Annotated in this window: 28 protein-coding genes; 16 read left to right on the forward strand and 12 right to left on the reverse strand. The window is 42.8% G+C overall.

Going from position 1 to position 25,561, the window contains the following annotated elements; all coding sequences use genetic code 11:
* The first annotated feature begins 301 nt into the window (after positions 1–301).
* Positions 302–868 (forward strand): sigma-70 family RNA polymerase sigma factor, encoded by a 567-nt coding sequence (locus ACFQ2J_RS14610; protein ID WP_386062008.1) that lies wholly within the window; start codon positions 302–304, stop codon positions 866–868.
* On the forward strand, positions 865–1,962 hold the full coding sequence (locus ACFQ2J_RS14615) for a DUF4179 domain-containing protein (RefSeq protein ID WP_386062011.1): 1,098 nt from the start codon (positions 865–867) through the stop codon (positions 1,960–1,962). Before ACFQ2J_RS14610 ends, ACFQ2J_RS14615 begins: the two co-directional genes overlap by 4 nt.
* A gap of 160 nt (positions 1,963–2,122) precedes the next feature.
* On the opposite strand, the gene ACFQ2J_RS14620 is transcribed toward ACFQ2J_RS14615, so the two are convergent.
* Positions 2,123–2,710 carry a DNA-3-methyladenine glycosylase gene (locus ACFQ2J_RS14620; RefSeq protein WP_386062013.1) on the reverse strand — a complete coding sequence of 196 codons (588 nt, stop codon included), beginning with the start codon at positions 2,708–2,710 and terminating at the stop codon, positions 2,123–2,125.
* Positions 2,711–2,844: 134 nt separating this feature from the next.
* Between ACFQ2J_RS14620 and ACFQ2J_RS14625 the strand changes: the two genes are divergently transcribed.
* The gene (locus ACFQ2J_RS14625; protein ID WP_386062016.1) at positions 2,845–3,603 is read left to right on the forward strand and encodes a GNAT family N-acetyltransferase; all 759 of its coding nucleotides are present in this window, start codon (positions 2,845–2,847) and stop codon (positions 3,601–3,603) included.
* A 42-nt stretch (positions 3,604–3,645) separates the two neighbouring features.
* On the opposite strand, the gene ACFQ2J_RS14630 is transcribed toward ACFQ2J_RS14625, so the two are convergent.
* A complete protein-coding gene (locus ACFQ2J_RS14630) occupies positions 3,646–5,079 on the reverse strand; it encodes an alanine/glycine:cation symporter family protein (protein ID WP_386062019.1) in 1,434 nt (477 codons plus the stop codon).
* Between the two features lie 469 nt (positions 5,080–5,548).
* Here ACFQ2J_RS14630 and ACFQ2J_RS14635 point away from each other — a divergent pair, with 469 nt between their 5' ends.
* The 4 genes from ACFQ2J_RS14635 to ACFQ2J_RS14650 all read left to right on the forward strand — a co-directional run bounded on the left by ACFQ2J_RS14635 (position 5,549) and on the right by ACFQ2J_RS14650 (position 7,392).
* Complete coding sequence (locus tag ACFQ2J_RS14635; RefSeq protein ID WP_386062022.1) at positions 5,549–5,680, forward strand: zinc-binding dehydrogenase; 132 nt, start codon at positions 5,549–5,551, stop codon at positions 5,678–5,680.
* Positions 5,681–5,784: 104 nt separating this feature from the next.
* Positions 5,785–6,489 carry a DUF2306 domain-containing protein gene (locus ACFQ2J_RS14640; RefSeq protein WP_386062025.1) on the forward strand — a complete coding sequence of 235 codons (705 nt, stop codon included), beginning with the start codon at positions 5,785–5,787 and terminating at the stop codon, positions 6,487–6,489.
* 27 nt (positions 6,490–6,516) lie between these two features.
* Complete coding sequence (locus ACFQ2J_RS14645; protein ID WP_386062028.1) at positions 6,517–7,134, forward strand: sterol desaturase family protein; 618 nt, start codon at positions 6,517–6,519, stop codon at positions 7,132–7,134.
* A 99-nt stretch (positions 7,135–7,233) separates the two neighbouring features.
* A complete protein-coding gene (locus tag ACFQ2J_RS14650; RefSeq protein WP_386062031.1) occupies positions 7,234–7,392 on the forward strand; it encodes a DUF1540 domain-containing protein in 159 nt (52 codons plus the stop codon).
* A gap of 43 nt (positions 7,393–7,435) precedes the next feature.
* Here the strand turns inward: ACFQ2J_RS14650 and ACFQ2J_RS14655 are convergent, their stop codons facing one another.
* Positions 7,436–7,849, reverse strand: a complete 414-nt coding sequence (locus ACFQ2J_RS14655; RefSeq protein WP_386062034.1) for a VOC family protein — start codon at positions 7,847–7,849, stop codon at positions 7,436–7,438.
* A gap of 151 nt (positions 7,850–8,000) precedes the next feature.
* On the opposite strand from ACFQ2J_RS14655, the gene ACFQ2J_RS14660 reads away from it, so the two are divergent.
* Positions 8,001–9,104 (forward strand): DEAD/DEAH box helicase, encoded by a 1,104-nt coding sequence (locus ACFQ2J_RS14660; RefSeq protein ID WP_386062037.1) that lies wholly within the window; start codon positions 8,001–8,003, stop codon positions 9,102–9,104.
* A gap of 57 nt (positions 9,105–9,161) precedes the next feature.
* Here the strand turns inward: ACFQ2J_RS14660 and ACFQ2J_RS14665 are convergent, their stop codons facing one another.
* Positions 9,162–9,965, reverse strand: coding sequence for a Yip1 family protein (locus ACFQ2J_RS14665; protein ID WP_386062040.1), 804 nt, complete (start codon positions 9,963–9,965; stop codon positions 9,162–9,164).
* Positions 9,966–10,199: 234 nt separating this feature from the next.
* Between ACFQ2J_RS14665 and ACFQ2J_RS14670 the strand changes: the two genes are divergently transcribed.
* From ACFQ2J_RS14670 to aceA, 3 genes are all read left to right on the forward strand, one after another.
* Positions 10,200–10,316 (forward strand): YhfH family protein, encoded by a 117-nt coding sequence (locus ACFQ2J_RS14670; protein WP_386062043.1) that lies wholly within the window; start codon positions 10,200–10,202, stop codon positions 10,314–10,316.
* A gap of 77 nt (positions 10,317–10,393) precedes the next feature.
* A complete protein-coding gene (gene aceB / locus ACFQ2J_RS14675) occupies positions 10,394–11,986 on the forward strand; it encodes a malate synthase A (protein WP_386062046.1) in 1,593 nt (530 codons plus the stop codon).
* A gap of 15 nt (positions 11,987–12,001) precedes the next feature.
* The gene (gene aceA, locus ACFQ2J_RS14680) at positions 12,002–13,300 is read left to right on the forward strand and encodes an isocitrate lyase (protein ID WP_386062049.1); all 1,299 of its coding nucleotides are present in this window, start codon (positions 12,002–12,004) and stop codon (positions 13,298–13,300) included.
* Between the two features lie 54 nt (positions 13,301–13,354).
* On the opposite strand, the gene ACFQ2J_RS14685 is transcribed toward aceA, so the two are convergent.
* Positions 13,355–14,668 (reverse strand): lysine N(6)-hydroxylase/L-ornithine N(5)-oxygenase family protein, encoded by a 1,314-nt coding sequence (locus ACFQ2J_RS14685; protein ID WP_386062052.1) that lies wholly within the window; start codon positions 14,666–14,668, stop codon positions 13,355–13,357.
* 149 nt (positions 14,669–14,817) lie between these two features.
* Positions 14,818–14,952 (reverse strand): small, acid-soluble spore protein L, encoded by a 135-nt coding sequence (locus ACFQ2J_RS14690; protein WP_386062055.1) that lies wholly within the window; start codon positions 14,950–14,952, stop codon positions 14,818–14,820.
* 129 nt (positions 14,953–15,081) lie between these two features.
* Between ACFQ2J_RS14690 and ACFQ2J_RS14695 the strand changes: the two genes are divergently transcribed.
* Positions 15,082–15,663 carry a CDP-alcohol phosphatidyltransferase family protein gene (locus ACFQ2J_RS14695; protein ID WP_386062058.1) on the forward strand — a complete coding sequence of 194 codons (582 nt, stop codon included), beginning with the start codon at positions 15,082–15,084 and terminating at the stop codon, positions 15,661–15,663.
* A 44-nt stretch (positions 15,664–15,707) separates the two neighbouring features.
* On the opposite strand, the gene ACFQ2J_RS14700 is transcribed toward ACFQ2J_RS14695, so the two are convergent.
* The 4 genes from ACFQ2J_RS14700 to ACFQ2J_RS14715 form a co-directional block, all read right to left on the reverse strand.
* Positions 15,708–16,754: an SDR family oxidoreductase gene (locus ACFQ2J_RS14700; RefSeq protein ID WP_386062060.1), complete on the reverse strand. Its 1,047-nt coding sequence runs from the start codon at positions 16,752–16,754 to the stop codon at positions 15,708–15,710.
* 72 nt (positions 16,755–16,826) lie between these two features.
* On the reverse strand, positions 16,827–17,648 hold the full coding sequence (locus ACFQ2J_RS14705; protein WP_386062063.1) for an ABC transporter ATP-binding protein: 822 nt from the start codon (positions 17,646–17,648) through the stop codon (positions 16,827–16,829).
* Between the two features lie 11 nt (positions 17,649–17,659).
* Positions 17,660–18,709 (reverse strand): FecCD family ABC transporter permease, encoded by a 1,050-nt coding sequence (locus ACFQ2J_RS14710; protein WP_386062066.1) that lies wholly within the window; start codon positions 18,707–18,709, stop codon positions 17,660–17,662.
* Positions 18,706–19,716 (reverse strand): FecCD family ABC transporter permease, encoded by a 1,011-nt coding sequence (locus ACFQ2J_RS14715; RefSeq protein ID WP_386062069.1) that lies wholly within the window; start codon positions 19,714–19,716, stop codon positions 18,706–18,708. Before ACFQ2J_RS14715 ends, ACFQ2J_RS14710 begins: the two co-directional genes overlap by 4 nt.
* A gap of 172 nt (positions 19,717–19,888) precedes the next feature.
* Here ACFQ2J_RS14715 and ACFQ2J_RS14720 point away from each other — a divergent pair, with 172 nt between their 5' ends.
* From ACFQ2J_RS14720 to ACFQ2J_RS14735, 4 genes are all read left to right on the forward strand, one after another.
* Positions 19,889–20,872: an ABC transporter substrate-binding protein gene (locus tag ACFQ2J_RS14720; RefSeq protein WP_386062072.1), complete on the forward strand. Its 984-nt coding sequence runs from the start codon at positions 19,889–19,891 to the stop codon at positions 20,870–20,872.
* 172 nt (positions 20,873–21,044) lie between these two features.
* Entirely contained in the window at positions 21,045–21,641 is a 597-nt protein-coding gene (locus ACFQ2J_RS14725) for an AarF/UbiB family protein (protein ID WP_386062075.1), read from the forward strand.
* 78 nt (positions 21,642–21,719) lie between these two features.
* Positions 21,720–22,079 (forward strand): Lin0512 family protein, encoded by a 360-nt coding sequence (locus ACFQ2J_RS14730; protein ID WP_386062078.1) that lies wholly within the window; start codon positions 21,720–21,722, stop codon positions 22,077–22,079.
* A gap of 736 nt (positions 22,080–22,815) precedes the next feature.
* Positions 22,816–23,007, forward strand: a complete 192-nt coding sequence (locus tag ACFQ2J_RS14735) for a YfhD family protein (RefSeq protein WP_386062081.1) — start codon at positions 22,816–22,818, stop codon at positions 23,005–23,007.
* Between the two features lie 66 nt (positions 23,008–23,073).
* Here the strand turns inward: ACFQ2J_RS14735 and ACFQ2J_RS14740 are convergent, their stop codons facing one another.
* Positions 23,074–23,976 carry an aldo/keto reductase gene (locus ACFQ2J_RS14740; protein ID WP_386062084.1) on the reverse strand — a complete coding sequence of 301 codons (903 nt, stop codon included), beginning with the start codon at positions 23,974–23,976 and terminating at the stop codon, positions 23,074–23,076.
* 71 nt (positions 23,977–24,047) lie between these two features.
* Positions 24,048–25,514 carry a UDP-N-acetylmuramoyl-L-alanyl-D-glutamate--2,6-diaminopimelate ligase gene (locus ACFQ2J_RS14745; protein WP_386062087.1) on the reverse strand — a complete coding sequence of 489 codons (1,467 nt, stop codon included), beginning with the start codon at positions 25,512–25,514 and terminating at the stop codon, positions 24,048–24,050.
* Between the last annotated feature and the right edge of the window lie 47 nt (positions 25,515–25,561).

Here is a 25,561-nt window from a genome sequence, read left to right on the forward strand (position 1 = left end):
ACCTTTGAAAGGTTCAAGATATAGTCAGTGCCATGTCGAAAGCATGGAACAGCACGTCCCACCGTCTCCACCAATACATACTATTGGTGGTTTTTTATTTGGGTAATTTTACTTAAAGCATAAACTTTCCACTTCGGAAGCTTATGCTTTTTTGTTTTTGAATAATAATTTGAAATTTTGGTTTGCTATGATGTTGGTAATCATTTTTTAAATTGATACTCTAAAAAATGGGATTTAATTTACTTTAATACGTTATATAAAATGTAAAGGCTTTTACAAAAAATTGAAGGGAATATTTTGGATGAAGTCAAATAAAGAGAATTTTATTAAGCGTCTCCAATCGGGGAAGGAAGATGCATTAGATTATATTGTTGATCAATACCTGTCTTTGGTGCAAGTTGTTATTTCTAAGGTACTGTCTCCACTGAATCGTGAAGGAATTATCGAAGAGTGTGTTAATGATGTTTTTCTTTCCGTATGGGAGAATGCTAAGAAGTTCAAAGGGGACAGGGACAACTTCAAGAGTTGGTTATGTTCGATTGCGAGATACAAAGCTATAGATTATTACCGAAAAACAGTGAAAAACTTTGAAATTACAGTCGATCAGTTGGAAAAATCAAATGAAAAATCTTTAGAAGATGAAATAATCCAATTAGAGAACAAAAAAGAATTATTGATTTTAATTAGAGGAATGAAACCTGTTGATCAAAAGATTTTCATAATGAAATATTTCCTTGGCTACTCAACAGATGAAATTGCTGCAAAGCTTTCTATGACTAAAGGAAGTATTGGAAACCGATTGTACAGAGGGAAAAGAGAGCTATCAAAAAGAATTGAAAATCTGAATATTGGAGGTAGTTTGATTTGAAAGATAAAGGTATTTATGATCTTTTAAATGATATAGAGATTGATGTAACAGAGTATGAAGATTCAAATGTTAGTGAACTTGAGAAAAGGAAAGTAAAGATGCGACTAAGAAAAGAAGTGAAAGCTAAAAAGAAAAGGGGATGGAGAAATAAATTAGCTGCTGCCTCAATTGCTTTTGCCTTACTTTCTTCAACTATGGTTGGGGTTTCTTATACCTCTTATGCTGATGATATCCCTTTTCTTGGGAGTATATTTAAACACTTTAATAATCAGGGGCTTTATGATCATCATGAAGAAAACTCCACTGTATTAGAATTAGAGGAAAAATATAATGGTTTGATTATGACTGTGAATGAAGCGGTATTTGCTGGTGACACAGTCTTTATTACATTCACACTTGAGAGTGAACATGATTTAGGAGAAAGTCCTACTTTAAACACCATACCTGATTTATCAATAAACAACGAAAAAGTTGCTCTTAATGGAGATGAAAAAATAACTAGGGTTGAAGACAATAAATATGTTGGAATGGTGACGTTGAATAATAGTTTGAGAATCAAAACGAATGAGGTTCATGTTGAATGGGATGTAGGGAATGTCCAACCTGATGGAAATAAAGAGGCGATAAATGGAGATTGGTATTTTGAATTTGATTTAGAAAGAATAGATAGTGGTAAAGTAGTTATTGATAAACAGAATGTGTCAGATGATGTCCGGGTAAATTTAAAGGACATGGAGCTTACTCCGATATCTTTTGTTATTAACTATTCAAATGAAGTAACCGACGAAGTCAGATCAAATTGGGACTTTACCTTTATTGAACTTGAAGTACAAGACGACTTAGGAAATGAGTATAAAAATATGCAGCTTTTTGGTAATGGATTAGATTTCTATGATCGCAACTGGACAGCTACTTTTGAAAGGATTGATTCAGAAGCGAAATCCTTAACCATTACTCCTATAGTTCAACTCTCAGATAATGATGAAGTTCAGTATGATAATGAAGGTAATATCATAAGTGAATCTCGTTCAAAGAACAGTAAATCAGAGGAAGAGAAGTATAAATTAGATTCAATTGAAGTGAATATACAATAAAAGTACAGCTCCTTATAGCTAAAATATATTTAGAATAATTTTAATTACTGTGAAAGTGGAAATTCGTATGATTTCTACTTTCACAGCTTTTTTGTGAATGAAATTCATTTGATGTAGTGATGAATATAACTAAACCTTCTACCTTCATCACTTTAATTTATTAACGAGACACATAACGATTACCAGTCACCCAAAAGCGCCAAGGGTAATCCCGCGCTTCGCCAGAATTATCGATTCCTATTCGTTTCCCTTCTGAAATCCCATCAGGTGTGTAACCATACTCAATGTAAAGAGGAGAGCGATCGAGAGGGTGTCCGTAATCCTGCTGGGTAATTCCCATGGCTTTTGTGAGCTTACCTGGGCCATTTGTCCAATCTCGTTGCTTTCTTCCTTTTCTCCGCTCCGCCATCAATTCCAATCCTTCGACAGGCTCGACGGCTCGAATCAAAATCGCTTCTGGTACGCCTTCTAATCCGCTGACCACATTGACCAGACAATGCGTATGCATGACATAGGTATAGGTGATCCCGGCTGGTCCGAACATTACCTCCGTCCGCTTTGTCCGCTTATTCTGATAGCTGTGAGCGGCTTGATCCATGGGGCCCATGTATGCTTCTGTTTCCACGATATATCCCGCAGCTGTTCCTTCAGGTGTTTCTTTTACTAATTTGCAACCCAGCAGTTGTTTCGCCAGTTCCAATGTAGGCTGCTGGTAAAATGCATTCGACAGTTTTTCCATTCCAATCATCCTTCAGACTGATCTATTCTATGCAAAGCTTACCCTATGCCTCAAGGATTAAACTGCATAAAACATGAAAATTGTTTGAATTTTTGCTAAAATTAATAAGTGTATGAAACAGGAAGAGGAGTTGAAACGTCGTTGTGCAGCTGTTGAATCTACAAGACAAACAAGCATTACTTGCATTATTGGAAAAGGATAAAAAGAATACGTTGCAGTTTTATGAGTATTTGCCATATCTGTCGAATGAAGATGATCGATTCGGGTTTTATGGGAGATATGTGAATGGAGAACTGGTCAGTGCGGTGTACTTCAGTCCGTTCAATATGGGATTCACATTGGTGGATGATTGCTACCTTTCTGAAGTGAATGACTTGCTTGGAGTTCTGCCATCCATGTATATCTATGGGCCGAAAGAGTTATTGGAAAAGCTCGATCGTTTTCCTGGACGTCGACCGCATCCTTATATTTACGGATCGCTGCCGATTGAGGATGAGATGTTGGATCAGCCGACGAACGTGGAAAAAGCAAAAAAAGACGATATTCCGGCTATCCGTGAGTTTTATGATGGAAAAGATATCATGATCGAAGTACCGGAGTTGATTGAATCGATCGTTGAAAAAGGAAACATTTTTATCGTGAAAGACGAAGATGAGATTGTGTCCGCAGCATTGTCTCATTCGGAAACGGATGAATACGCATTGATTGGCGGTGTGTACACGGAAGAAGGTTATGAGGGGAATGGGTACGCATATGAATGTGTCTCTGCCTTGACCCAGCACCTCCATGATCAGGACATTACCCCATATTTATTCTACGAAGCTCGCCTCGAGCATTTAGGGTATTTCTATAGTAAGTTTTCTTTTGAATTCGAATGTGATTACTTGATGTTATATGATTGAGAAAACCCCCAGCAGGTGCTCATACGCTGCTGGGGGTTTTGATTATACCGCTTCTTTTTGTCGTCTCTCTTCGTATTCATCATCTTCCCATGCTTCTGTATTTTCGATTCCCAGTTTCTTTGGACAGAAAACGGGATCCTTTCCAGCTTTACGCTGCATTTCGTAATCCTTCAGCACTTTGAAAGCTACTTTTCCTAATAATCCGATAGCGATCAAGTTGATTACTGTCATCAATGCCATGAACAAGTCGGCCATTTTCCAGACAAGGCTCAGACTGGAAACAGATCCGATCATGACGAACGCCATGGTCGCTATCCGGAAAATCAACAGAGCAGGTTTACTTTCTTTAATGAATTCAATGTTAGTTTCGCCATAGTAATAGGATCCGATAATTGAACTGAATGCGAACAACAGGATTGCAAGCGAGATGAAGATAGCTGCCCATCCTCCGATATGAGAATCCAGTGAGTTCTGGAGCAGTTCGATCCCTGAAACCTCACCAGTTCGGAAAACTGGTGCAAGCAGAATGATGAACGCTGTAGCAGAACAAACGAAGATCGTATCGACAAAAACTCCAAGTGATTGGATTAAACCTTGTTTTGCTGGATGTGACGTAGTGGAAGTAGCGGCTGCGTTCGGTGCACTACCCATACCAGCTTCATTAGAGAATAGTCCTCGTTTAACACCGTTCATGATAGCAGCACCGATAGCCCCGCCGAATGCCTGCTCAAATCCGAAGGCATGTCCGACAATGATTCCAATGATTGATGGCAATTCTCCAATATTAATGACCAGAACGATGAATGCAATCAAGAGGTAAAGTACTGCCATGATCGGGACGATGACACTGGACAGATTGGCAATCCGGTGCACTCCTCCGAATATGACAAGCCCGGTAATCGCTGTGATGATCAAACCTACTACCCAACGATTCACTCCGAAAGCGTTTTCAAAAGCTAATGCAATTGTATTACTTTGAACTGAGTTGAAGATCAATCCGAATGTCACTGCAATCAATACAGCAAAGACAATTCCAAGCCAACGCTTTTTCAAGCCTTTTTCAATGTAATAAGCAGGTCCACCTCGGAATGCTTTGGAGTCCCTGATTTTATATACTTGTGCCAATGTACTCTCGATGAATGCGGTAGCTCCACCAAGAAGTGCCACAATCCACATCCAAAAGACCGCTCCTGGTCCACCTAAAGTGATTGCCACAGCAACACCTGCAAGGTTACCAGTTCCGATTCTGGTTGCAGCTCCTACACAAAAGGATTTGAAAGGGGAGATGTTCTTTTGTCCATCTTTGAATTGAGGTTTTTCAGCCAATACCCGTATCATCTCGCCGATGAATCGGAATTGTACGAAGCGTGATGCAATCGTGAAATAAATTCCTAAACCGAGGAGTCCGGCAATTAAAACATAACTCCATAAAATGTTGTTTGAAAAATCGACAATCGTCGTAATGAATTCCTCCATGTTCCTAGTCGCCTCTCTCTTTTTTAGATTTTTTTATTTTTTCTGAAAATTACTCACATGTATTATTATACATAACGTCGACATTATTTCAACATGTTTCGACAAAGTGTAACATCAATGAAAAAGACTACTAAGACTTGTTATCAAAGCGATTTTCTAAGTTATGACATAAAAATTACCAATTTCAATTCGTTATAAAAATGCATAAAAATACCAAATTATATAACTATTTACAAAAAAGAACAGCTTCCCATGTGGAAAGCTGTTCGTCTGATTAGTAAGAACTTCATGCTTCTAATCGTCCGTGGTCTCTTTCTTACTCATAAAATCATAAGACGACCAGCAGCGATTCATCAAGACCTCATTTTCCTCTGCGTACATGTCTCCCCATTTACACATTTCAAAAAGAGTGGGCTAAAGCCGCTTTCCCATTTCTGTTGTTTCATATTCAACACGTGGTGACGATCTATTGCGGTTATTAGATGCCGGTAAAGTGTCTTCGATGTTGGAACATACGATAACGTTGGAAGAAGTTCCAAGTGCACTGGAAAAGCTGTCCCAAAGACATGTAAAAGGTAAAATCGTAGCAAAAATCAAATAATAAAAGTAAAGGCGTCCTGAAAAACAGGACGTCTTTTTTTATATGTGGAGGAATCTTTCTTCCATTTATCGAATTGTACTTGTCGGACTAAATTTTGGAGGTTGATGACGATCATTTTTGATGTAGTACGTATTTTACATATCATTGGCGGGTTTACTGCCCTATTGACATTTTGGATACCGATTGTGACGAAAAAAGGTGGCAGTATTCATGTTAAAGCCGGATGGACCTATGTGTGGGGAATGATCATCGTGGCGGCTTCTGCTTTCTACATGGGACTGTATCGGTTGGCAGACCCGAATAGCTCACAGGAATTGATTTCATTTTCACTGTTTTTGATTTTCATTGCGATACTCAGTTCTTCAACTGCGTATTATGGCATTAGGGTGCTTCGATTTAAAAAGAGGAACCGCCCGCACAGAAACCTAATGGATTTGAGTTTTCCTTTTCTTTTGCTTTCATCAGCGATTGGTATGAGTATGTATGGATCGATCCAGGACTTTCCATTGTTGATCTGGTTTCCGCTTGTTGGGGTTTTTCTTGCTGGAACGCAACTGAATTACTGGCTACGCTCTACTAAGAGGAAGGTACACTGGTGGTTCGAGCATCTTGCAGGGATGCTGGGCTGTTCGATTGCAACGATCACTGCGTTCACTGTATTCGGTGCCCCTCGCTTGCTTCAAATCGAATCCGTAAGCATGCTGCTTTGGTTTCTGCCGACGATTGTTCTGACCCCGGTAATCATAGGGATGTCTATGTATTATGATCGCAAGTTCAATAAAAAGGGGAAGCGTGTAAAGACAGCCTGATTCCTAAGGATTGAAGGAGGGGAAAGCTTGAAAGGAAAGCGGGTTTATCGTGAGTTTTTTCTCCATAAGGATATAGCGGTCATGGCGCTGCTATGGCTTCTGCTGGTAAGTGTCGCAATCGTTTTTGCACTTCAATGGAGTTCTTTACTTTATTATGGATTAGGTATGGTGGTTTTCATGTTCAGTGAGTATTTCACCCACCGATTCATTTTTCACTTGAAATCACCCAAAAACCGATTTCTCCTGAAATTGATGAAGCGGCTGCATTACGACCATCATAAATATCCTAATGATTTCAACCTGTTATTCTTACCATTGTGGTACAGCATTCCCAGTCTGGTGTTATTGGTACTGATTTTCTTCTCCATTACAAATGATATGTTTTCAACAATTGCATACGCTGCTGGAGTCGTCATGATGCTGCTTACTTATGAATGGAAGCATTACGTAGCACATCGTCCTATCAAACCGCGTACGAAATTCGGAAGATGGGTGAAGCGGATGCATATCCTTCATCATTTCAAAAATGAAAATTACTGGTATGGGGTTTCTACTCCGTTCGTTGATGTGCTTTTCAGAACCTTGAAAGATGGGCGTGAGGTAGATACAAGTACGACAGTCAAAGATTTAGAAAACAGACAGTGAATACTCATCCATCTCTTCTGAACAGATTCAGGTTACCATTATATCGCTCGTATAGGAGAGGGATTTAAGCTGAATCTAAACTAGAGGAGGTGAAGCGTAGTGGCATTGGATGTACTTTGTGAAGTTGTCAACTGTGTGTATAACCGTGAAGGTGAGAAATGTGGAGCTGACAAGATTTATGTAGTCAGTCACCAGGGTAAAAAAGCCCATAACAGTGAAGAAACGGACTGTAAGACCTTCAAACCAGGTGATATGTAATCCCCTCATTTAGAAGACCCTGGACAGATGTCCAGGGTTTATTCTATGCTTCCTTCGTAAAGTTCAAATCCCACGTAATGCCGAACTTGTCCTCTACTTTGGCAAAGATTGCTCCCCAGAATGTGTCCTGAAGTTCCATTTTTACGAGTCCTTCTTTTTTCAACATCTCATAGATGGACTGGATTTCTTCTTCACTTTCCATTTCCAGCGCCAAAGAGATCCGATTACCTTTAGTAATGTCATTATTGCTGAAGCTGTCTGATACCATGAAGAAAAGTTCCCCTGCTTTGAACTGAGCGTGCATGACGTTGTCGTCCAGTTCAGGTGGCGTTTCAAACTGTGCCTCTCCGAATGTTTGGATGCCCAGCACTTCTCCTCCGAATACTTCGGAATAAAAAGCAAGTGCTTCCCGAGCATTACCGGCGAACGTCAAGTAAGGCGTTACCTGATGCTTCATTCAATCCACTCCCATCAAATAATAAAGCTTACATTGTTATTATGTAACAGCTATTCGTTAAAACTAGAACTTTTGTTCGTGTTTGTTTACATTTGATTCTCACTATAAGATAATAACTGAAGATATGAACGAATATAAAGGTGGCTTAACTATGAGGGATTTCTCCCATTTCAACCTCAATAATACTATAAACGAAAAATTGAATAGACTTAAAATCACTACACAAACCGAGATTCAACAGCGAACAATTCCGTTATTACTGAACGGTCAGGATGTAATCGGCCAGGCAAGGACAGGATCAGGAAAAACTTTAGCGTTTCTGCTGCCAATGCTGGAGAAAGTGGACTACACTAAAGAAGAAATTCAAGGGCTTGTCCTTGCGCCTACAAGAGAACTGGCCATCCAATTGACCAGGGAAGCAGAAAAGCTTATTGGCAAAGAGCACGTACTCGCTGTCTACGGAGGACAGGATGTGAACGCTCAGATCCATCGGTTGGAAGGGGACATCCGTATGGCCGTTGCAACACCTGGACGGTTACTGGATCATTTGAGAAGAGGAACGATCGATTTATCCTCCGTTTCCTTTCTCGTATTGGATGAAGCGGATGAGATGCTGCATATCGGATTTTTAGATGAAGTGGAAGCGATTCTGGAACAGACGCCTTCTAAAAGGCAAACGGCTCTTTTTTCAGCTACACTACCAGATGAGCTGAAGGCAATCACTGAAAAGCATTTACAAAATCCGACGACGATCAAAGTAGACGTTAAGGAAACGCGTTTAGAAGCAATCGAGCAATATGTGGTTGAAACGACCGATCGAAAGAAGGAAGAGTCGTTAAGGAAAGTCATCAAGCAGACGCAGCCTTTTCTTGCAATCATTTTCTGCCGAACACAACGCCGGGTGACGAAGCTTCATGAAAAGCTTCAGGCCAAAGGATATCTCACCGATGAATTACATGGTGGACTATCACAGGCAAAGAGGGAAAAAGTCATGCAGCGCTTCAGAGATGCGCGCATCCAGTTGTTGATTGCGACAGATGTTGCTGCCCGGGGACTGGATGTGGAGGGTGTAACGCACGTCTATAACTATGATGTTCCACTGGATACAGACAGCTATATCCACCGGATCGGCCGGACAGGCAGAGCTGGTGAAAAAGGCATGGCAATCACCTTCATCGCCTCAAAAGATGTGCCGAAGTTCCAGTCGATTGAGCAATCACTTGATGGAAACAGAATTACTAAAATGACACCATAATGAAAAGCGGTCAGCACCCATAAGGGATGCTGACTGCTTTTATTTGTGAAGTAAACTTTAGAACATGTTGAAGAACGGTAAGGAATTCATCGTATCCGATACGAAAATACGTGTGATGATATAAATAAGTACCATCGCTATGAAGGATGCACCGACCGCAAGATAAATCCGGTCATATTTGCTGGTACCTTCCTTCGTGAACTCTAGTACGATATAACCTGGAAAGATCATCATGACAAAGAGGGATGGAACACCTACAAATAGCAGGGTTCCTTGCCCAGAACCCATCAGTGCGAAAAGGATTCCGGTGACACTCAATGCTGCAAATGGAACCATAAGCGAACCATACTGCGCAACCATTTGTTTGAAGTCAACCTTACTGCCGATAATCTTCATAATCACGAACACACTGAAAATCGCTGCTGCCACTGACAGGATTGTTACAAAGAAGAACGGGATGAATACTTCGAAGAATGGAAGAGCTTCCCCGCCACCGAATATGCCTGCCATTGCTTGGAATAACTTATTCGCCAATATGTAGTAACTGATCGTTACACTCAAGGCAAAGATCACGATTGTCACGAGTCCTGTAATCCAATTATCTTTTGACAGCTGAAATGCTGAAGATGGACGCTTCAAAAGCGCTAACGCATCTTTCCCGTACGTTTGTGAAGCTTCCTTTGCTTTCCCCAGATTATCATTTTGGTGTTTTACAGGCTCTGAGGTGGCTGCAGTCTCTTCATGATTAAGAGTTGAAGTTTCTTTTTCTTCCGTCACAGTCTCTTTTTTCATTTCGCTTCCGCACACTCCGCAATGCTTTCCTTCTTCCTGCTGGTGTCCGCATGATGGACAAACAAGCATCGAATCATTCCTTTCAAATCGAAATAGATTATTATGATGTTAAAAAATTCCTAGGTTTTACATTCTCCGTCAATACTTGATATTCCTGCATTCGACAAACTTTTCAAGGGAAGATTTTAATTTAAATTGAATTATTTTCTAAAAAAACAGTTGCAAATTATTCCATTACCCCATAGACTGTACTATAACAGATTAAACAGACATAAAACTGGTATATAAAAGGAGGTTGAAGTCATGAATTCAATCAAAGTAAACGCACACGCATGCCCAGAGTGTGGATCCAACATGGATGGTAAAGCGCATCATTTCATTCTGGAGTGTGAACGCTGCTTATCGAAGAAGGAAGAATAATTTTTTTTGCAGTTACTGTTATATAAAAGTTAAATATTTTAAGTTTGATATATAACAATGTGGGGTGATGTAGAGTCATGCAGACAAAAGATCTCAGCATTCAGGTTCAAGGGAAAATGAAACCGGGGTACGAACAGATACTGACCAAGGAAGCGCTGGCATTCATCCAGAAACTACACGAGAATTTCAATCCGATTAGAAAGCAGCTGCTTCAAAATAGAATAAAACGACAACAGGAACTTGATCGAGGGATCAAACCGGATTTCCTTAAGGAGACGGAACATATTCGCAACGGTGATTGGCGTATCGAATCCCTCCCAGAAGATTTACAGGACCGTCGTGTGGAAATTACAGGCCCTGTCGAACGGAAGATGCTCATCAATGCATTAAATTCAGGTGCTAAAGTTTTTATGGCTGATTTTGAAGATGCGAATGCTCCTACATGGGAAAACACCATCGATGGCCAAATAAACTTAAAAGATGCGATTCGCAGAACGATCTCGTTCACGAATGAAAAAGGGAAAACGTATCAATTGGGAGAAAACCCAGCAGTATTGATGGTTCGTCCCAGGGGATGGCATCTGGAAGAAAAGCATTTGACCATTGAAGGTGAGCGATTATCGGCCAGTTTAGTCGATTTTGGACTTTATTTTTTTCATAATGCACATGAACTGCTGAAGCGGAACACGGGTCCATATTTCTATCTGCCAAAACTGGAGAATCATCAGGAAGCTCGCTTGTGGAATGATGTTTTCCGATTTGCGCAGGATCAATTGAATATTCCGCATGGGACGATCAAAGCGACTGTGTTACTGGAAACGATCCTGGCTGCTTTTGAGATGGATGAAATTCTGTATGAATTGAAGGAGCATTCTGCAGGGCTGAACTGCGGACGTTGGGATTATATTTTCAGTTATATTAAAAAGTTCAGGAATGACCCTGATGTCATTTTTCCCGATCGTTCTGAAGTGACGATGGAGGTTCCATTCATGCATGCGTATTCTCTCCTGGCAATTCAAACCTGCCATAAACGGAATGCACCCGCAATCGGCGGAATGGCAGCACAAATCCCAGTCAAAAATGAGCCATTGAAAAATGAAGAAGCTTTCAACAAAGTAAAGGCAGATAAACAACGGGAAGTGAAGGACGGCCACGATGGAACTTGGGTCGCACACCCAGGTATGGTCCAGACTGCAATGGAAGTATTCGATAACGGAATGCCGACAGCGAACCAAATAACTAATATGCGAGAAGATGTGTCCATTACTGCAGATCAGCTCCTGGAAGTGCCAAAGGGTACCATTACCGAGCAGGGCTTGCGCACCAATATCAACGTTGGCATCCGCTACATTGCTTCCTGGCTGCAAGGGAGAGGGGCAGCACCGATCGACAATCTGATGGAAGATGCTGCAACCGCTGAAATCTCAAGAGCACAGGTATGGCAATGGTTAAGGCATCCGGAGGGTAGGCTTGATGATGGCAGGAAGGTTACGCTCAATTTGTTTGTCCTGATCAAGGAGCTTGAAATGAAGAAACTGAAGGACCAACTGGGAACAGAAGCATTTGTAGAAGGTCGTTATGAAGAAGCTGCATCTCTGTTCGAGCAGTTGATCCGGAATGATGATTTCGCAGAATTTTTGACGATACCAGCGTATGAGCGCTTAACTTAAAAGGGGGAGAAGTTAATGAGACAGGAACGAATCAGTGAATTACAAGAGCAGTGGCATGATGATGCAAGGTGGGGAGGCGTGACGCGCCCCTATGAAGCAGAAGATGTGATTCGGCTGAGAGGGTCGTTGGACATCGAACATACACTGGCGAAGAAAGGTTCAGAGAAACTGTGGAAACTGCTTAACGAAGAGGACTATGTAAATGCACTTGGCGCCCTTACAGGGAATCAGGCGATGCAGCAAGTGAAAGCAGGTCTGAAAGCCATTTACTTAAGCGGGTGGCAGGTAGCGGCGGATGCCAACTTGTCAGGTCATATGTATCCGGATCAGAGCCTTTATCCGGCAAACAGTGTGCCACAGGTCGTCAAGCGCATCAATCAGGCACTGCAGCGCGCAGATCAGATTCATTATTTGGAAGGAAAAGAAGATGTGGATTGGTTTGCGCCGATCGTAGCTGATGCTGAAGCAGGTTTTGGCGGACAATTGAACGTATTTGAACTGATGAAAGGGATGATTGAAGCGGGTGCATCTGGCGTCCACTTCGAAGATCAGCTATCGTCAGAGAAGAAATGTGGTCATCTTGGAGGGAAAGTGTTGTTACCTACCCAGACCGCTGTAAGGAATTTGATTTCAGCTAGATTTGCTGCCGACGTGATGGGAACGCCGACCGTCTTGATTGCGCGGACGGATGCCAATGCAGCAGAACTGATCACCAGTGATGTAGATCCTTATGATGCACCGTTCTTAACTGGAGAGCGTACCCCGGAAGGATTCTTCAAAACACACGCTGGAATCGATCAGGCAATCGCTCGCGGCCTGGCATATGCGCCATATGCAGATTTGATCTGGTGTGAAACATCCGAGCCTAATTTGGAGGAAGCGAAGCAGTTCGCAGAAGCCATCCATGAAAAATTCCCTGGAAAGCTTTTGGCTTACAACTGTTCTCCTTCATTCAATTGGAAGCAGAAGCTGGATGATGCCACGATCGCTAATTTCCAGCAGGCTCTCGGTGAGATGGGCTACAAATTCCAGTTCGTCACACTCGCTGGCTTCCATGCTTTGAATCACGGAATGTTCGAGCTTGCCCGGGAGTACAAAGATCGAGGGATGGCTGCGTATTCGGAACTTCAGCAGGCTGAATTTGCAAGCGAAGCCTTCGGTTATACTGCCACACGCCATCAGCGTGAGGTCGGTACAGGTTACTTTGACGAAGTAGCCCAGGTCGTAACTGGAGGAACTTCTTCCACTACTGCCTTGAAAGGTTCAACAGAAGCCGATCAGTTCACTGAAAAGGTCGGAACAACGAACTCCTAATTAAAAAAGCTTGCAGAGAACTTAATTGTTCCCTGCAAGCTTTTTTATGTCTTTTCACACATTGAATTTCTGGAAGATCGATTTTTCAGGGATACGATATACTTCCTGGTCCATCAGGTGATTGATGATCACTTTGTTCCGATGCACGGCAAGCCCAAGGTTCGTCGACCCGACACCGTGCGTATGAGAAATACCACTGTGCACATAAATCTGGTTAGAAGTAGCTTCAGTCAATTTCAAGCGGTAATCTGCTTCCACTTCATACCGGCCTTTCTCATCCCAATGAAGCAGGGAGGAGAGGTGGTCTTCGATGAAAGGCGGTACATATGGCGTGTAACCTGTCGCTGTGATGACCACTTCACTTTCATGAACGAACGTTTCTCCTGTCTGAAGATGCTGACAGGTGATTTCATAACCCGATCCATCTGTTTTCTTTTTTATCGCTTTCACTTCAGAGAGTACTTGAAGACCGACATCCAATTCTTCGCGTCCAACTGAAAATTCATATAAGAGATCATAAATGTCTGTAATCGTATGATTGCTGATTCCTTTATAGTATAAACCTTGAGACGCGAATATTTCGTCCTTCTGCTGTTGAGGCAGACCGTAGAAATAATTCACATAATCCGGTGAGAAATGCTCCAGGCTCAATTTCGATTCTTCCATCGATGCAAAACCAGGGGAGCGGGTGATCCAGTCCAGACGGAACTTATGTTCACGCTGTTCTTTCAGCAGTTCGCGGAATGCTTCAGCAGCACTTTGACCTGACCCAACGACAGTAATGGAAGAAGCCTTCTTACAGCGCTCCTCATTTTTCAGGAAGTCTGCCGTATGGAAGACATCTTCCTCGGGCAGGTCCTGGAATGATCTTGGCATAGTAGGCCTCGTACCAGTACCAAGCACAAGGTTGCGCGTGTAGTACACATCAGTAGTTTCTGTTTCTAAATCAAGAACTTCCACTTCGAAGTATTCTTCTTCGTCTTTTATATGCTTCGTGTTCATTACCCGTTTACCGAATTGACAGCTCTCCAGTTGTTCAGCTACCCATTGGCAATAGTCATTATATTCACGGCGTGGAATATCCAATCGCTGCAGGAAGTAGAATTGGTACATCCGATCATTTTCATTGATGTAATTCAAAAAACTATATGGGCTTTTCGGGTCAGCCATCGTAACCAAGTCAGCAATGAAAGGAACTTGCATTTTTGTCCCTTCGATCAGCATTCCAGGATGCCAGTCGAACTTTGGTGTCTGTTCGAAAAATAAGGAATCCACCTCTGGCTGATCATCCAGCAATGCAGCAAGGCTGAGGTTGAATGGCCCGATTCCGACTCCGATCATATCGTACATTTTCTTCGTTGGTTCCATCATTTTATTCTCCTTTTTACGTGACAAAGACCTTCACAAAAATTCAGACAATCCTTATTCATCTTATCATAAGTCTTGTTGAAACAAAAAAGCGCTTTCGTGATATGTACGAAAAGCAAAGGAAGAATCCTTTGCTTTTACAAAATGTCTCAGATTTTCGTTTGGCGCTTTTCAGAACGTTGTTCTAATTGTGATTGCGGCTGCTGATCCCGTGTATCCTCAGTGATACCTTGGCGGTTCACCGACTTGGTACGGTTTCGTTTGCTACGTTTTTCTTTTTCCATCTTGCAGCACCTCCTCACTATATTTTTGAACAGCGGATCGGATTTATACTGTATTGGAGCGTTAATGATTTCCGGCTATGGAGGTAAATGGTATAGTGGACGAAATGATAAGTGGAATAAGGTGAGGTTATGATAGATACACATGCAAGGAAGTATGTCCAACCGTTCATATCTAAAACGGCGGACTTCCTTTTAAAAATTGGGTTAAGTGCGAACCAGGTAACGATCATCGCTTTTGCAGTAGGTATGATGGCTGGTGCCTTCTATATAATGGGGCATCCCATACTGAGTGTAGCGATTTTATGGGTTTCAGGGTTTCTTGATGCGGTGGACGGTTCAATGGCGCGGAAGACGAAACCTTCACCGTTCGGTACAGTAATGGATGTAACTTTCGACAGAATTGTGGAAATCGGAATCATTCTTGCCATTGCTTATGTGCATCCTGAAATCATGTGGCCATTATTACTTTTAAGTGTTTCCATCATCATTTCGATGACGATTTTCCTGACGGTGGGAAATGTGTCGGACAATAAGGGAATCAAGTCTTTTCATTACCAGGCAGGACTTGCAGAGCGATCAGAAGGATTCATCCTGTTCAGCATCATGCTCCTTTTTCCGTCTATCCTATTTTGGACTACCCTGCTCTTTTTTGCAGTAGAACTCTTCACAGCCGGTCAACGGTTTCTTGAAGCGAAAAAATTACTGAAGTGAATCCAAAGAAAGCCCGAACATTCAATTGTTCGGGCTTTGTTCTATCATTGTTGATTAAAATAGGTCTCCATCATCATCCGATAATGACTTTCATTCAAGCGAAGGGGATCAAGCCCTGCTTTTGCAAGCAGTCGTCTCGTATTTGTATCATCAAATGTGATGGTACGGTTCAAATAGGAATGAAACACTTTCATCGGCTCATTGATCAACTCATCTGATCTTGTTAGTTCGGTTTCAGAGCTGGTTAGTGTCAGATTGTCCATTTGGCTGACTTCCTTGATCAAATTAATGATCTCCCCGTTCGTCAATGTTTCATTGTTAGCGATGTGGTAGATCTGGTTTTTCTTTGCATGTGCAGCACCTGCAGTCAGTACATCGACAACGTAATTGACGGGCACAAGGTTTGTCCTTGCCGCTGCGTCACTGTAAAGGCGGATAGTAGTAGCCGCGTCCAGTCGTTGCTTCTCAGTCATTTTTTTCAGCAGCGAGACTGCCTTCATGAGTCCGTATAATGCAAATGTCGTTTCTGCTTCCCCGGTATCGGAATCACCAATGATGATTGCTGGTCGGAAAATACTGACGTCCATGCTCTCGCGATAAGACCATACAAGGTGTTCTGCATGACTTTTACTTTCTTCATAATAATTGACGAACGTTCGATTGGAATCATGCAACGTTTCTAATCCATAGCTTTCCATACCAAGCGTATAGGCGGTGCTGACATGGAAAAAGCGTTGGACATTCAAGGATCTGGCAAGCTCGAGTGCATGCTTCGTGCCATCAACGTTGATATTGAATGTCTTTTCTTTATCTTCCTGTTTGAAGGATAAGAAAGCAGCAGTATGATAGAACAGGTCAATGTTGTTCTTCAACTGACCGATCTTCGTTTCTGAAATTCCGAAATGTGGGAGGGAGAGGTCACCTTGGATCGGGTGGATGCGCTCGGTCTCTCCTTCAGCTAATGTATCTAAAAAATGATTCAGTTTGGCTTGACTGCGTACAATCGGGTAAATTACGTGTCCCTGGTCCAGTAACCCGCGCATCAATCGCTTTCCGACAAATCCAGTTGCACCGGTAAGTAATATATTCATGAAGTTTCTCCTTTGTTATATAGCATTTCGTAAAAAAAGAAAACGATCCGAGGACGAATCGTTTTCTATCGTTTATCCCTCAACTGCCTGCAGGCTTGCTCCTTTTACTCTTCGGCCTTTTCCGTGAGGCAGGCAAAGTGGCGTACCGAACATCGGATCTTCGATGACCTGGCATTTCATACCGAAGACATCTTCGACGAGTTTCGGTTCAATGACAGATTCAGGCTTTCCATGAGCATAAACTTTCTTATCCTGAATCGCGACTACATTATCGGCATAACGGCAAGCAAGATTCAAATCATGCAGCACCATGATGATCGTCCGTTGCTCCTGCTGATTCAAATCATATAAAAGGTCGAGGATTTCGACTTGGTGTGCCATATCCAGGTATGTCGTCGGTTCGTCAAGAAGAATCGTATCCGTTTCCTGTGCCAATGTCATTGCAATCCATGCACGTTGACGCTGACCACCCGATAAAGAGTCTACCGTACGTTCGGCAAATTCCTCCATATTGGTTGATTTCAATGCACGGGTAACTGCGGCTTCATCTTCTTTCGACCACTGCTGGAACCAGCTCTGATAGGGGTAACGCCCTTGTTTGACCAGCTGCAGTACCGTGAGGCCTTCAGGATGTGAAGGTGACTGAGGAAGGATGGAAAGCTTCCTTGCTACAGCCTTGGTCGACATATTCGCAATATCCTGACCATTCAGTATGACGCCTCCCTGTTTAGGTTTCAAAAGTCGTGCCATTGAACGGAGCAATGTAGATTTACCACAGCCATTCCCTCCAATAAGCACACTGATTTCTCCTTTTGGGAAGAAGTGATTCAGTTCATCGATGATGACTGTATCTCCATATCCTAATGTCAGTGATTTCGTTTCCAATGCCTTCATGTGATCTCTCCTCACTGATTTCGAGTTCGATAAAGCAGATAGATGAAATAAGGTGCTCCGATTGCTGCGGTGAATACACCAGCAGGAATCTCCAATGGAGCAATGACTGTTCTTGCAACAAGGTCAGCTGCCATGACGACGATCGCGCCGATCAATGCAGCAGTTGGAATAAGTGCGCCGAAGGAGGAACCGACAAGCTTTCTGGCCATATGAGGGGCCATCAAGCCGACAAATCCGATACCACCTACGAATGCTACAGCACCACCTGCGAGAGCAGTACTGAAAAGCAGCAGGATCAATCGGTCTTTCTGAACCCAGCTCCCGAACCCTTTGGCGATTTCTTCACCTAACTCCTGTATGTTCAAATTCCTTATATAAATGAAAACTAAGATTAAAATCGTAAAAACCCAAGGGGCAAGTGTTAATACTTGATTCCAGTTGGCACCATTGATGCTTCCCGTGATCCAAATATGTGCCTGTGAGGCAAGGTAAAGTGGACCAAGGATGATCATCATATTCGTCAGTGCCTGCATGGCAGCAGCCAATCCGATCCCTATCAAAACCAGGCGGATAGGTGTGACGCCATTGTTCCATGATAATAGATAGACAAGTAACCCTGTACCAAGTGCACCAAGGAATGCAGCGAATGGCAGCCACTCAATTCCCACTGTGATGGAAGTAGCGTTATCCGCAAAAATCGTCAGGAACAACACTGCAGCGAATGAAGCACCACCTGTAATTCCGATGATATCCGGAGAAGCCAAAGGGTTTCGGATGATTCCCTGCAGGATGGCTCCTGCTACCGCCAGCGCAATTCCTGATAAGAATGCGAGCAGCACTCGCGGCAGGCGAAACTCCTTGATGACTAGTTCATTCATTTCATTTCCTGCACCAAAGAAACTTTTCACTACATCAAGCGGTGCGATTTGTAAGTCGCCTGTACCGACGCTGATGATTAGTAATGCGACGGTGACGATGAATAGTAAAGTGGTTACTGTAATTGCTTTTTTATCGAGTAGAAAAGAAAGCCATTTATTCCGATAGGAGCTGTATTTACTCATAAGTTGTTCAGCCCCCTTCGTGCAATATAAACGAAGAAAGGAGTACCGATCAGTGCAGTCATTACTCCGACAGGGACTTCGCTGGGCATGATAATGTAGCGGGCTCCGATATCAGCGGCCAAAAGCAGGATTGCTCCGAGAATTGCACTGTATGGTACAACCCATCGATAGTCCATCCCGACAAGGCTTCTCGCAATATGAGGGATGACGATTCCTACGAATCCTACTGGTCCAGCGATGGATACTGCTCCACCCGCTAATAGGATGACAACGATTCCAATCATGATTTTAACAAGTATCGTCCGCTGACCCAAACTGACAGCTACGTCATCTCCCATTGCCAGGATGTTGATTTGTTTGGAAAGGATGTGAGCTCCGATCAAGCCGATGGTTAAATAGGGAAGTACACCGAGAAGGATATCCAAATCCCGTCCTTGCACCGAACCTGTCAGCCAGAACAACACTTCATCGAGCGCTTTTTCGTTCAATGCAAGCATCCCTTGAGTAAGCGAGGCAAACATAGCTGCCATCGCCGCCCCGGCTAATGTAAGTTTGATTGGTGATAGTCCATCTCTTCCCACAGAACCTAAAAGATAGACAATACTTGCAGTCAATGCTGCTCCGAAAAAGCTGATCCAGGCGAATTGCTGAATCGAAGAAACGGAAAAGAAACTGACTGCAACAACGATGAAAAACCCTGCACCTGCATTGATTCCGAAAATACTCGGCGATGCGAGTGGATTTCTTGTAATTCCCTGCATCAAAGCGCCGGCAACGGCTAGACTAGCTCCGACAGCAGCCCCGATCAATGCCCTCGGCAGCCTGCTCTCTCTTATGATGATATGCTCATTGGATCCGTCAAAATGATTGAATGCTTCCAGGGCCATTTTCCATGTGACGTTTGTATAACCATAGATGACGCTTCCACACATGAAAATCAGAACAAGGAGCACTCCTATAATGATACCGACTGTTTTTATTCTGGTCGTTTTGAATAGTTCATTCATTACAAGGACCTTTCTGCTTCTTATATATAGGTTTCCATGTATAAGTTTATCGAGTCAGACGGATACTGTCAATGATTATCATTATCAATTAGGTATTGACAAGGAACCTCCACTCACTTAAACTACTAGTTGTGAATGAAAATCATTATCAATTAATTAGGAGGCACTACATATGTTCAAGAAAAAAGGATTTGGTTTATTTCTGCTATTATTTTCTTTAATGTTGGTACTTGCTGCATGTGGATCTTCTGATGATACAGAAGAAAGCGACAATGCAAGTGAAGGGGAAGAGAAAACATCGGACTCTTCCTATGAAGTAGAACACGCAATGGGAACTGCTGAAATTCCTGAAACACCGGAAAAAGTGGTCATTTTGACAAATGAAGGAACAGAAGCTTTGCTTGCAATGGGAGTAAAGCCTGTAGGAGCAGTACAGTCCTGGTTAGGTGATCCTTGGTATGACCATATCAGTGAAGACATGGAAGGTGTAGAAGTCGTAGGTACCGAGAGTGACATCAACCTTGAAGCGATCGCTGGCTTGAAACCTGATCTTATTATTGGTAATAAACAGCGTCAGGAGAAATGGTTCGATCAATTGAACAAAATTGCTCCTACCGTGTTTGCTGAAGAACTCCGTGGCGATTGGAAAATCAACTTTGAACTATATTCAAAAGCATTGAATAAAGAAGAAAAAGGACAAGAGGTTCTGTCCGCGTTCGATGAACGTATCGAAAGCTTGAAGTCTGATCTTGAAGAACAGGAGAAACTGGACACGAAAGTATCTGTAGTCCGTTTCCTTCCAGGAAGCTCCCGTATCTACTATAAAGATTCTTTCTCAGGTGTGATCTTGGAGCAGATTGGTCTAGCTCGTCCGGAATCACAGGATAAGCCTGAATTTGCAGAGGAAGTAACGAAAGAACGTATTCCGGATATGGACGGCGATGTCCTGTTCTATTTCACCTATGAAACTGGTGATGGTGAAGGGAATTCTACTGAAGAAGAGTGGACGAACGACAAGCTTTGGAACAACCTTGAGGTTGTACAAGAAGGCAATGTCCATGAAGTGAGCGATGCAATTTGGAACACTGCAGGCGGTGTCATGGCAGCGAACCAGATGGTAGACGAATTGGAACAATACTTGCTTGAAGAGAAATAAGTGACGAATGACCGGTGAATGTTACATTCACCGGTCATTTTTCTATTTTTTATTCGTACATTTTTAAGAGGGGTACAGACAAGTAGCGTCATCGTATCTATAAAATTCTGATATAATAGAAGGAACAAGTCACTCGTTCTTCGTCCAAGTTCTTATGATTGAGGGGATCATGATGAGACACATGGAAGAACTGATACAAGAAGTCGTCATTGAGAGGGATACAGTGATCGGTTATCCGGCTGCCTTCCGTTATGTAGCTGCCGGCAGAAGTGCTGCGGTGTTTTTTGACCATGTGGAACAAAAAGCGGTGAAAGTTTATTTTCCATCGTACGAACATTTAGCAGAGCAGGAAGCTGCCATCTATGAGCAATTATCCAACCCCATCTACTTTCCTCAGATTTATGAAGTTGGCGATAACTATCTCGTAATGGAATACATCGAAGGGAAAACCCTATATGACTGCCTCGTTGAAGGAGTTACCATTACTCCCGACATGATCAGGCGTGTGGATGACATTCTGGAGTATGCAGTCTCCAAGGGACTCAATCCCTCTGATACCCACTTGAAAAATATCATCCTTACAAAGGATGGCACGATCAAAGTGATTGATGTGGTAAGGTTCACGCAAAAAGAAGTGTGCGAGCAGTGGCCGGACATCAAGAAAGCTTACTATCTTTATTATCAAAAACGGTTTTTTCCGAAGAAATATCCTAGAACATTGATTGAACTGATCATTTACCTTTACCGTTCCAACCTGCTGCCTATCTAAGAATCGTTGGTTTTATGTAGAAGGTGATGTGGAATGAGGAAAATAAAGGTGATAACAAGTATAGAAGGAGGCAGCGAAATGGATCAACTAATCTTTATTCAGACAGGAATGGGCGTGGATGTGCATGGACAGAACGTAACAAAAGCTTCTGTACGTGCAATTAAAAATGCCATCCACACGAATTCCATGCCAGGTATCAGAAAAAGTCTGCCTGAAGAATCATTGGACAACATGAGGGTGAATATCAAACTAGCAGTTCCTTGTGATGAAGACCAACTGGACTTTGATGAGATCAAAAAGGCAATCCCATATGGTACCGTGACCGTTGAAGTTCAAAAAGGCGGAATGCTGACAACAAGCGGTATCGTACTCGAAGACAAAGAGGATCGCAACGATCTAATGTATATTGTCAATGCATCCGTAGAAGTCGGTTATTGAACCCAAAAGGAAGCTTGGAGGTAACTTTCCAAGCTTCCTTTTTCTTTTGGCTTTTTTTAATCTTTAGTTATGTAGGAATCGTTTGCCGAATAAGCGGAAAGGGCGCTGGGGAAAATACTCGCTTTCCTGTGGGGAGCTGGCGAGCCTCCTCGTTCGTTTCACTCTCTGTGGGGTCTCGCCTAGGCCCTTCACCCACGGGAGTCTCGCATTTTCCCCGTCGCCCTATGTGTGTTTGGTGAACGACCCTCACAATGTATGATGTTAGAAATCGGGTGTAGGTTAAGTGAACGTCTAAAGAAACTTTTCTTAGGTTTCAAGATCTTTGAATCCATGTTTCTCTAGTCTGACAACGCAAGGAGGTCCGGGAAATTGGGAGACTCCTCGAAAATGCTACGCATTTCCTTCGTGCGGTGTTTATTCAGTATGCTTTTTCAAAGTCCTATGGGGTGAAAATGAGCGGTGAGATCTCAGAAGGCGAAGCCTGAGGAAGCTCAGCCCATTCCCATGGACATGGAAAGCGAGTAATTTCCCGGACCTCCTAAGTCTCATCCCTAGCAAGGGATGCAACTTATCTCGATACTGAGTCTTCAGGGAGAGTGTCCCGACTTTTCGTGCCTATTTTTGAATGAACCCTCTGATGTTTTTTAGATGTAATCAATCGAGTTCCATTTTTACATAGTTTCAGGTCTGGTGAGAAATACTAATAGCGAATCGTGAAAGGAAAGAGGTGAAAACCATGGGTAGAGATGACCGTCGTAAAGCTAACGGTAAAAACGATGCAGGCTTACCGCAAACTCCGAAACGCGAAAAGGATGCTGCTGGAGCACGTGATGTGGAATTCGCACAAGAATTCGCTGATCAGGAAGATAAGCAGGCGCAGGAAAGAGCGCGCCAGGCTGATGCTCGTCAAAAGCGCAACAATCAATAAATAGAAAAAAGTGATTCCCATTAGCGGAATCACTTTTTCTATTGTCTAGGAAGTTATTCGTTTGTATTAAGGGATATCGTGTCCCATGGACGATTGAAGGATTTCGAACCATTGATCATGGTTCAACGTGTAGTCTAGTGAACGAACTGCGCGATCGATTCTTTCAACGTTACCGGAACCTACGATAGGCATGATTCTCGATGGATGCTTCAATAGCCACGCATACATCACTTCATCAATGTCCTCTGCACCTATTTCCCTGCGGACCTTCTCCAGTGTATTTCTTACACGGACAGCTTTTTCTTCTTTTCCTTGAAATACTTTTCCTCCTGCCAATGGTGACCAAGCCATTGGGGCTATTCTTTTTTCGAGGCAGAAGTCCAACGTGCCATCCTGGATATTCTCCAAATGGTAAGTGGATACTTCTACTTGATTTGTAACCAATGGGACCTCCAGGTAAGATTGGAGCATTTCAAAATGATGGCGTTTAAAATTGGATACACCAAAGGTTCTTACCTTCCCATCCTTATGTAATCGGGAAAAAGCCGCTGCCACTTCTGCCGGGTCCATCATTGGGTCAGGGCGATGAATCAACAGCGTATCAAGGTAATCCGTCTGCAAATTGATCAACGATTGTTCAACTGACTGTATGATGTGTTGTTGGCTTGTATTGTAATGATGGGTGTGGTTCTCAGGGCGATTTTTTGAAGGGAGGACAATGCCGCACTTCGTGACGATCTCCATCTTGTTCCTTAATTCAGGTTTCTTAGCTAAAGCCCTACCGAATAAAGCTTCACATGTATAATCCCCATAGATATCAGCGTGGTCGAAGGTTGTTATTCCTTTATCCAAATTATGTTCAATAAGCTCCAGAACTTTATCATCTGAATAATTCCAATCTGCAAGCCGCCATAATCCGTGAATGATACGGGAGAAAGACAGTTCTTCTGCTACTTGTATTCGTTCCATGAAAGTCATCCTTTGTTTAGAGAGATAAATGCAATTATACCATGAGACCATGAAAAAACAGAGCTGATGGCTCAGCCCTGTTTTAAGATTGGATCGCAGCACTCTGATTGACGATTGAACCATTCAACACTTTCGATATCTGAATTTACAGGATAGTGGTAGGCGTCCTTATATTCTTCATGGCCTTTTCCTGTAATGATGATCCAATCATCTGCTTTTGCTTTATCCCATGCATATTTGATGGCTTTAGTCCGGTCGGGGAGGACCGTACCCTTGATGGAGCCGTCTGTGAAATGCAAGTCCTCAAGCTCCGCGTCCATTTCGGAAGGGTCAATTCCATTCAAGTCATCTCTTGTAAGCACGTATTCGGTTGCATGCGCTTTACTTGCATGCAGCATTTCCTTTTGCTTCGATTTGTCTCTTTTTCCACGGAATCCGAAAACGTGGATGATGTTCCCCGCGCCTTCTCGTTTTGCTGTTGCAAGGATATTTTCTATGGCATCGGATGTGTGTGCATAGTCGACTACAATTGTTGCGCCATTCGGATGCGAGTATCTTTCGAATCTGCCTGGTACATGGATCCTTTGGGAAAGGGATCGGCTGATATTTTCCCACTCGACACCGACACGGTTTGAAGTCACTGCTGCAAAGGAGGCATTATGGAAATTGTGAATGCCGGGCAGCTGCAGGTTAATTGGTACTTTCCGGTCTTTTGTATGCAATAGCTGCTGTTCAAAGTCAAAAATGGCATCGTCAGTTTCGTTGGAATCAACTGTCCAGACATGATGATTCCTTTGCTTCAGCCGCTGTGCCAGAGTCTTTCCCCAGTCTTGTCCTGTATAGATGACAGCTGTTCCATCCTCTGTCAATTGATCGAATAAACTTGCCTTCGTTTCAAAGTAGTCTTCCATACTTGAGTGATAATCCAAATGATCATGACCAAGATTGGTAAACACTAAATGATCGAACGGGACTCCATGAATCCTTCCTTGCTTGATGCCGTGTGAGGAAACTTCAAGAATTGCCACATCGTCTTCTGAATCTGCAAGGAACTTGTGTAATGTCATTGGATCAGGAGTGGAGTGAGTGGAAGGGTGATCCTTCTTGTTGATCATGTAAGACACTGTACCGAATAAGGCACAGGAATAACCGGACTGTTCCAGGATGTGGCGGATCATAAAGGATGTTGTCGTCTTTCCGTTCGTCCCGGTAATGCCGATCATAATCGGGTACGGTTTATCTTTCATATAGTAATTTTTGGATATTACTGCCAATGCCCTCCTGCTGTCACCTACTTGGATATAAGGCATGTCGAAGTAATCATCTGCCTCATGCTCGCCGATGACCAAGGAAGCCCCATTTTCAACAGCTTCTTTTATATAAGTATGACCATCCGCCTCGTGACCCCGGATCGCTATGAAAAGGGACCCTTTGTCCACTTTTCTGGAATCGCAGGCAATATGTGTTATATCGATATCATCAAGACGGCAGTTTGATGATTGAATTGTCAGTGATTTAAGTAATGTACGCACGTTCATGGGTGGGTCTCCTTTTTAACTCCATTTAATTGTGTATTTCACGAAAT

This window comes from Thalassobacillus hwangdonensis (assembly GCF_042675915.1).
Lineage (GTDB): Bacteria > Bacillota > Bacilli > Bacillales > Halobacillaceae > Thalassobacillus_A > Thalassobacillus_A hwangdonensis.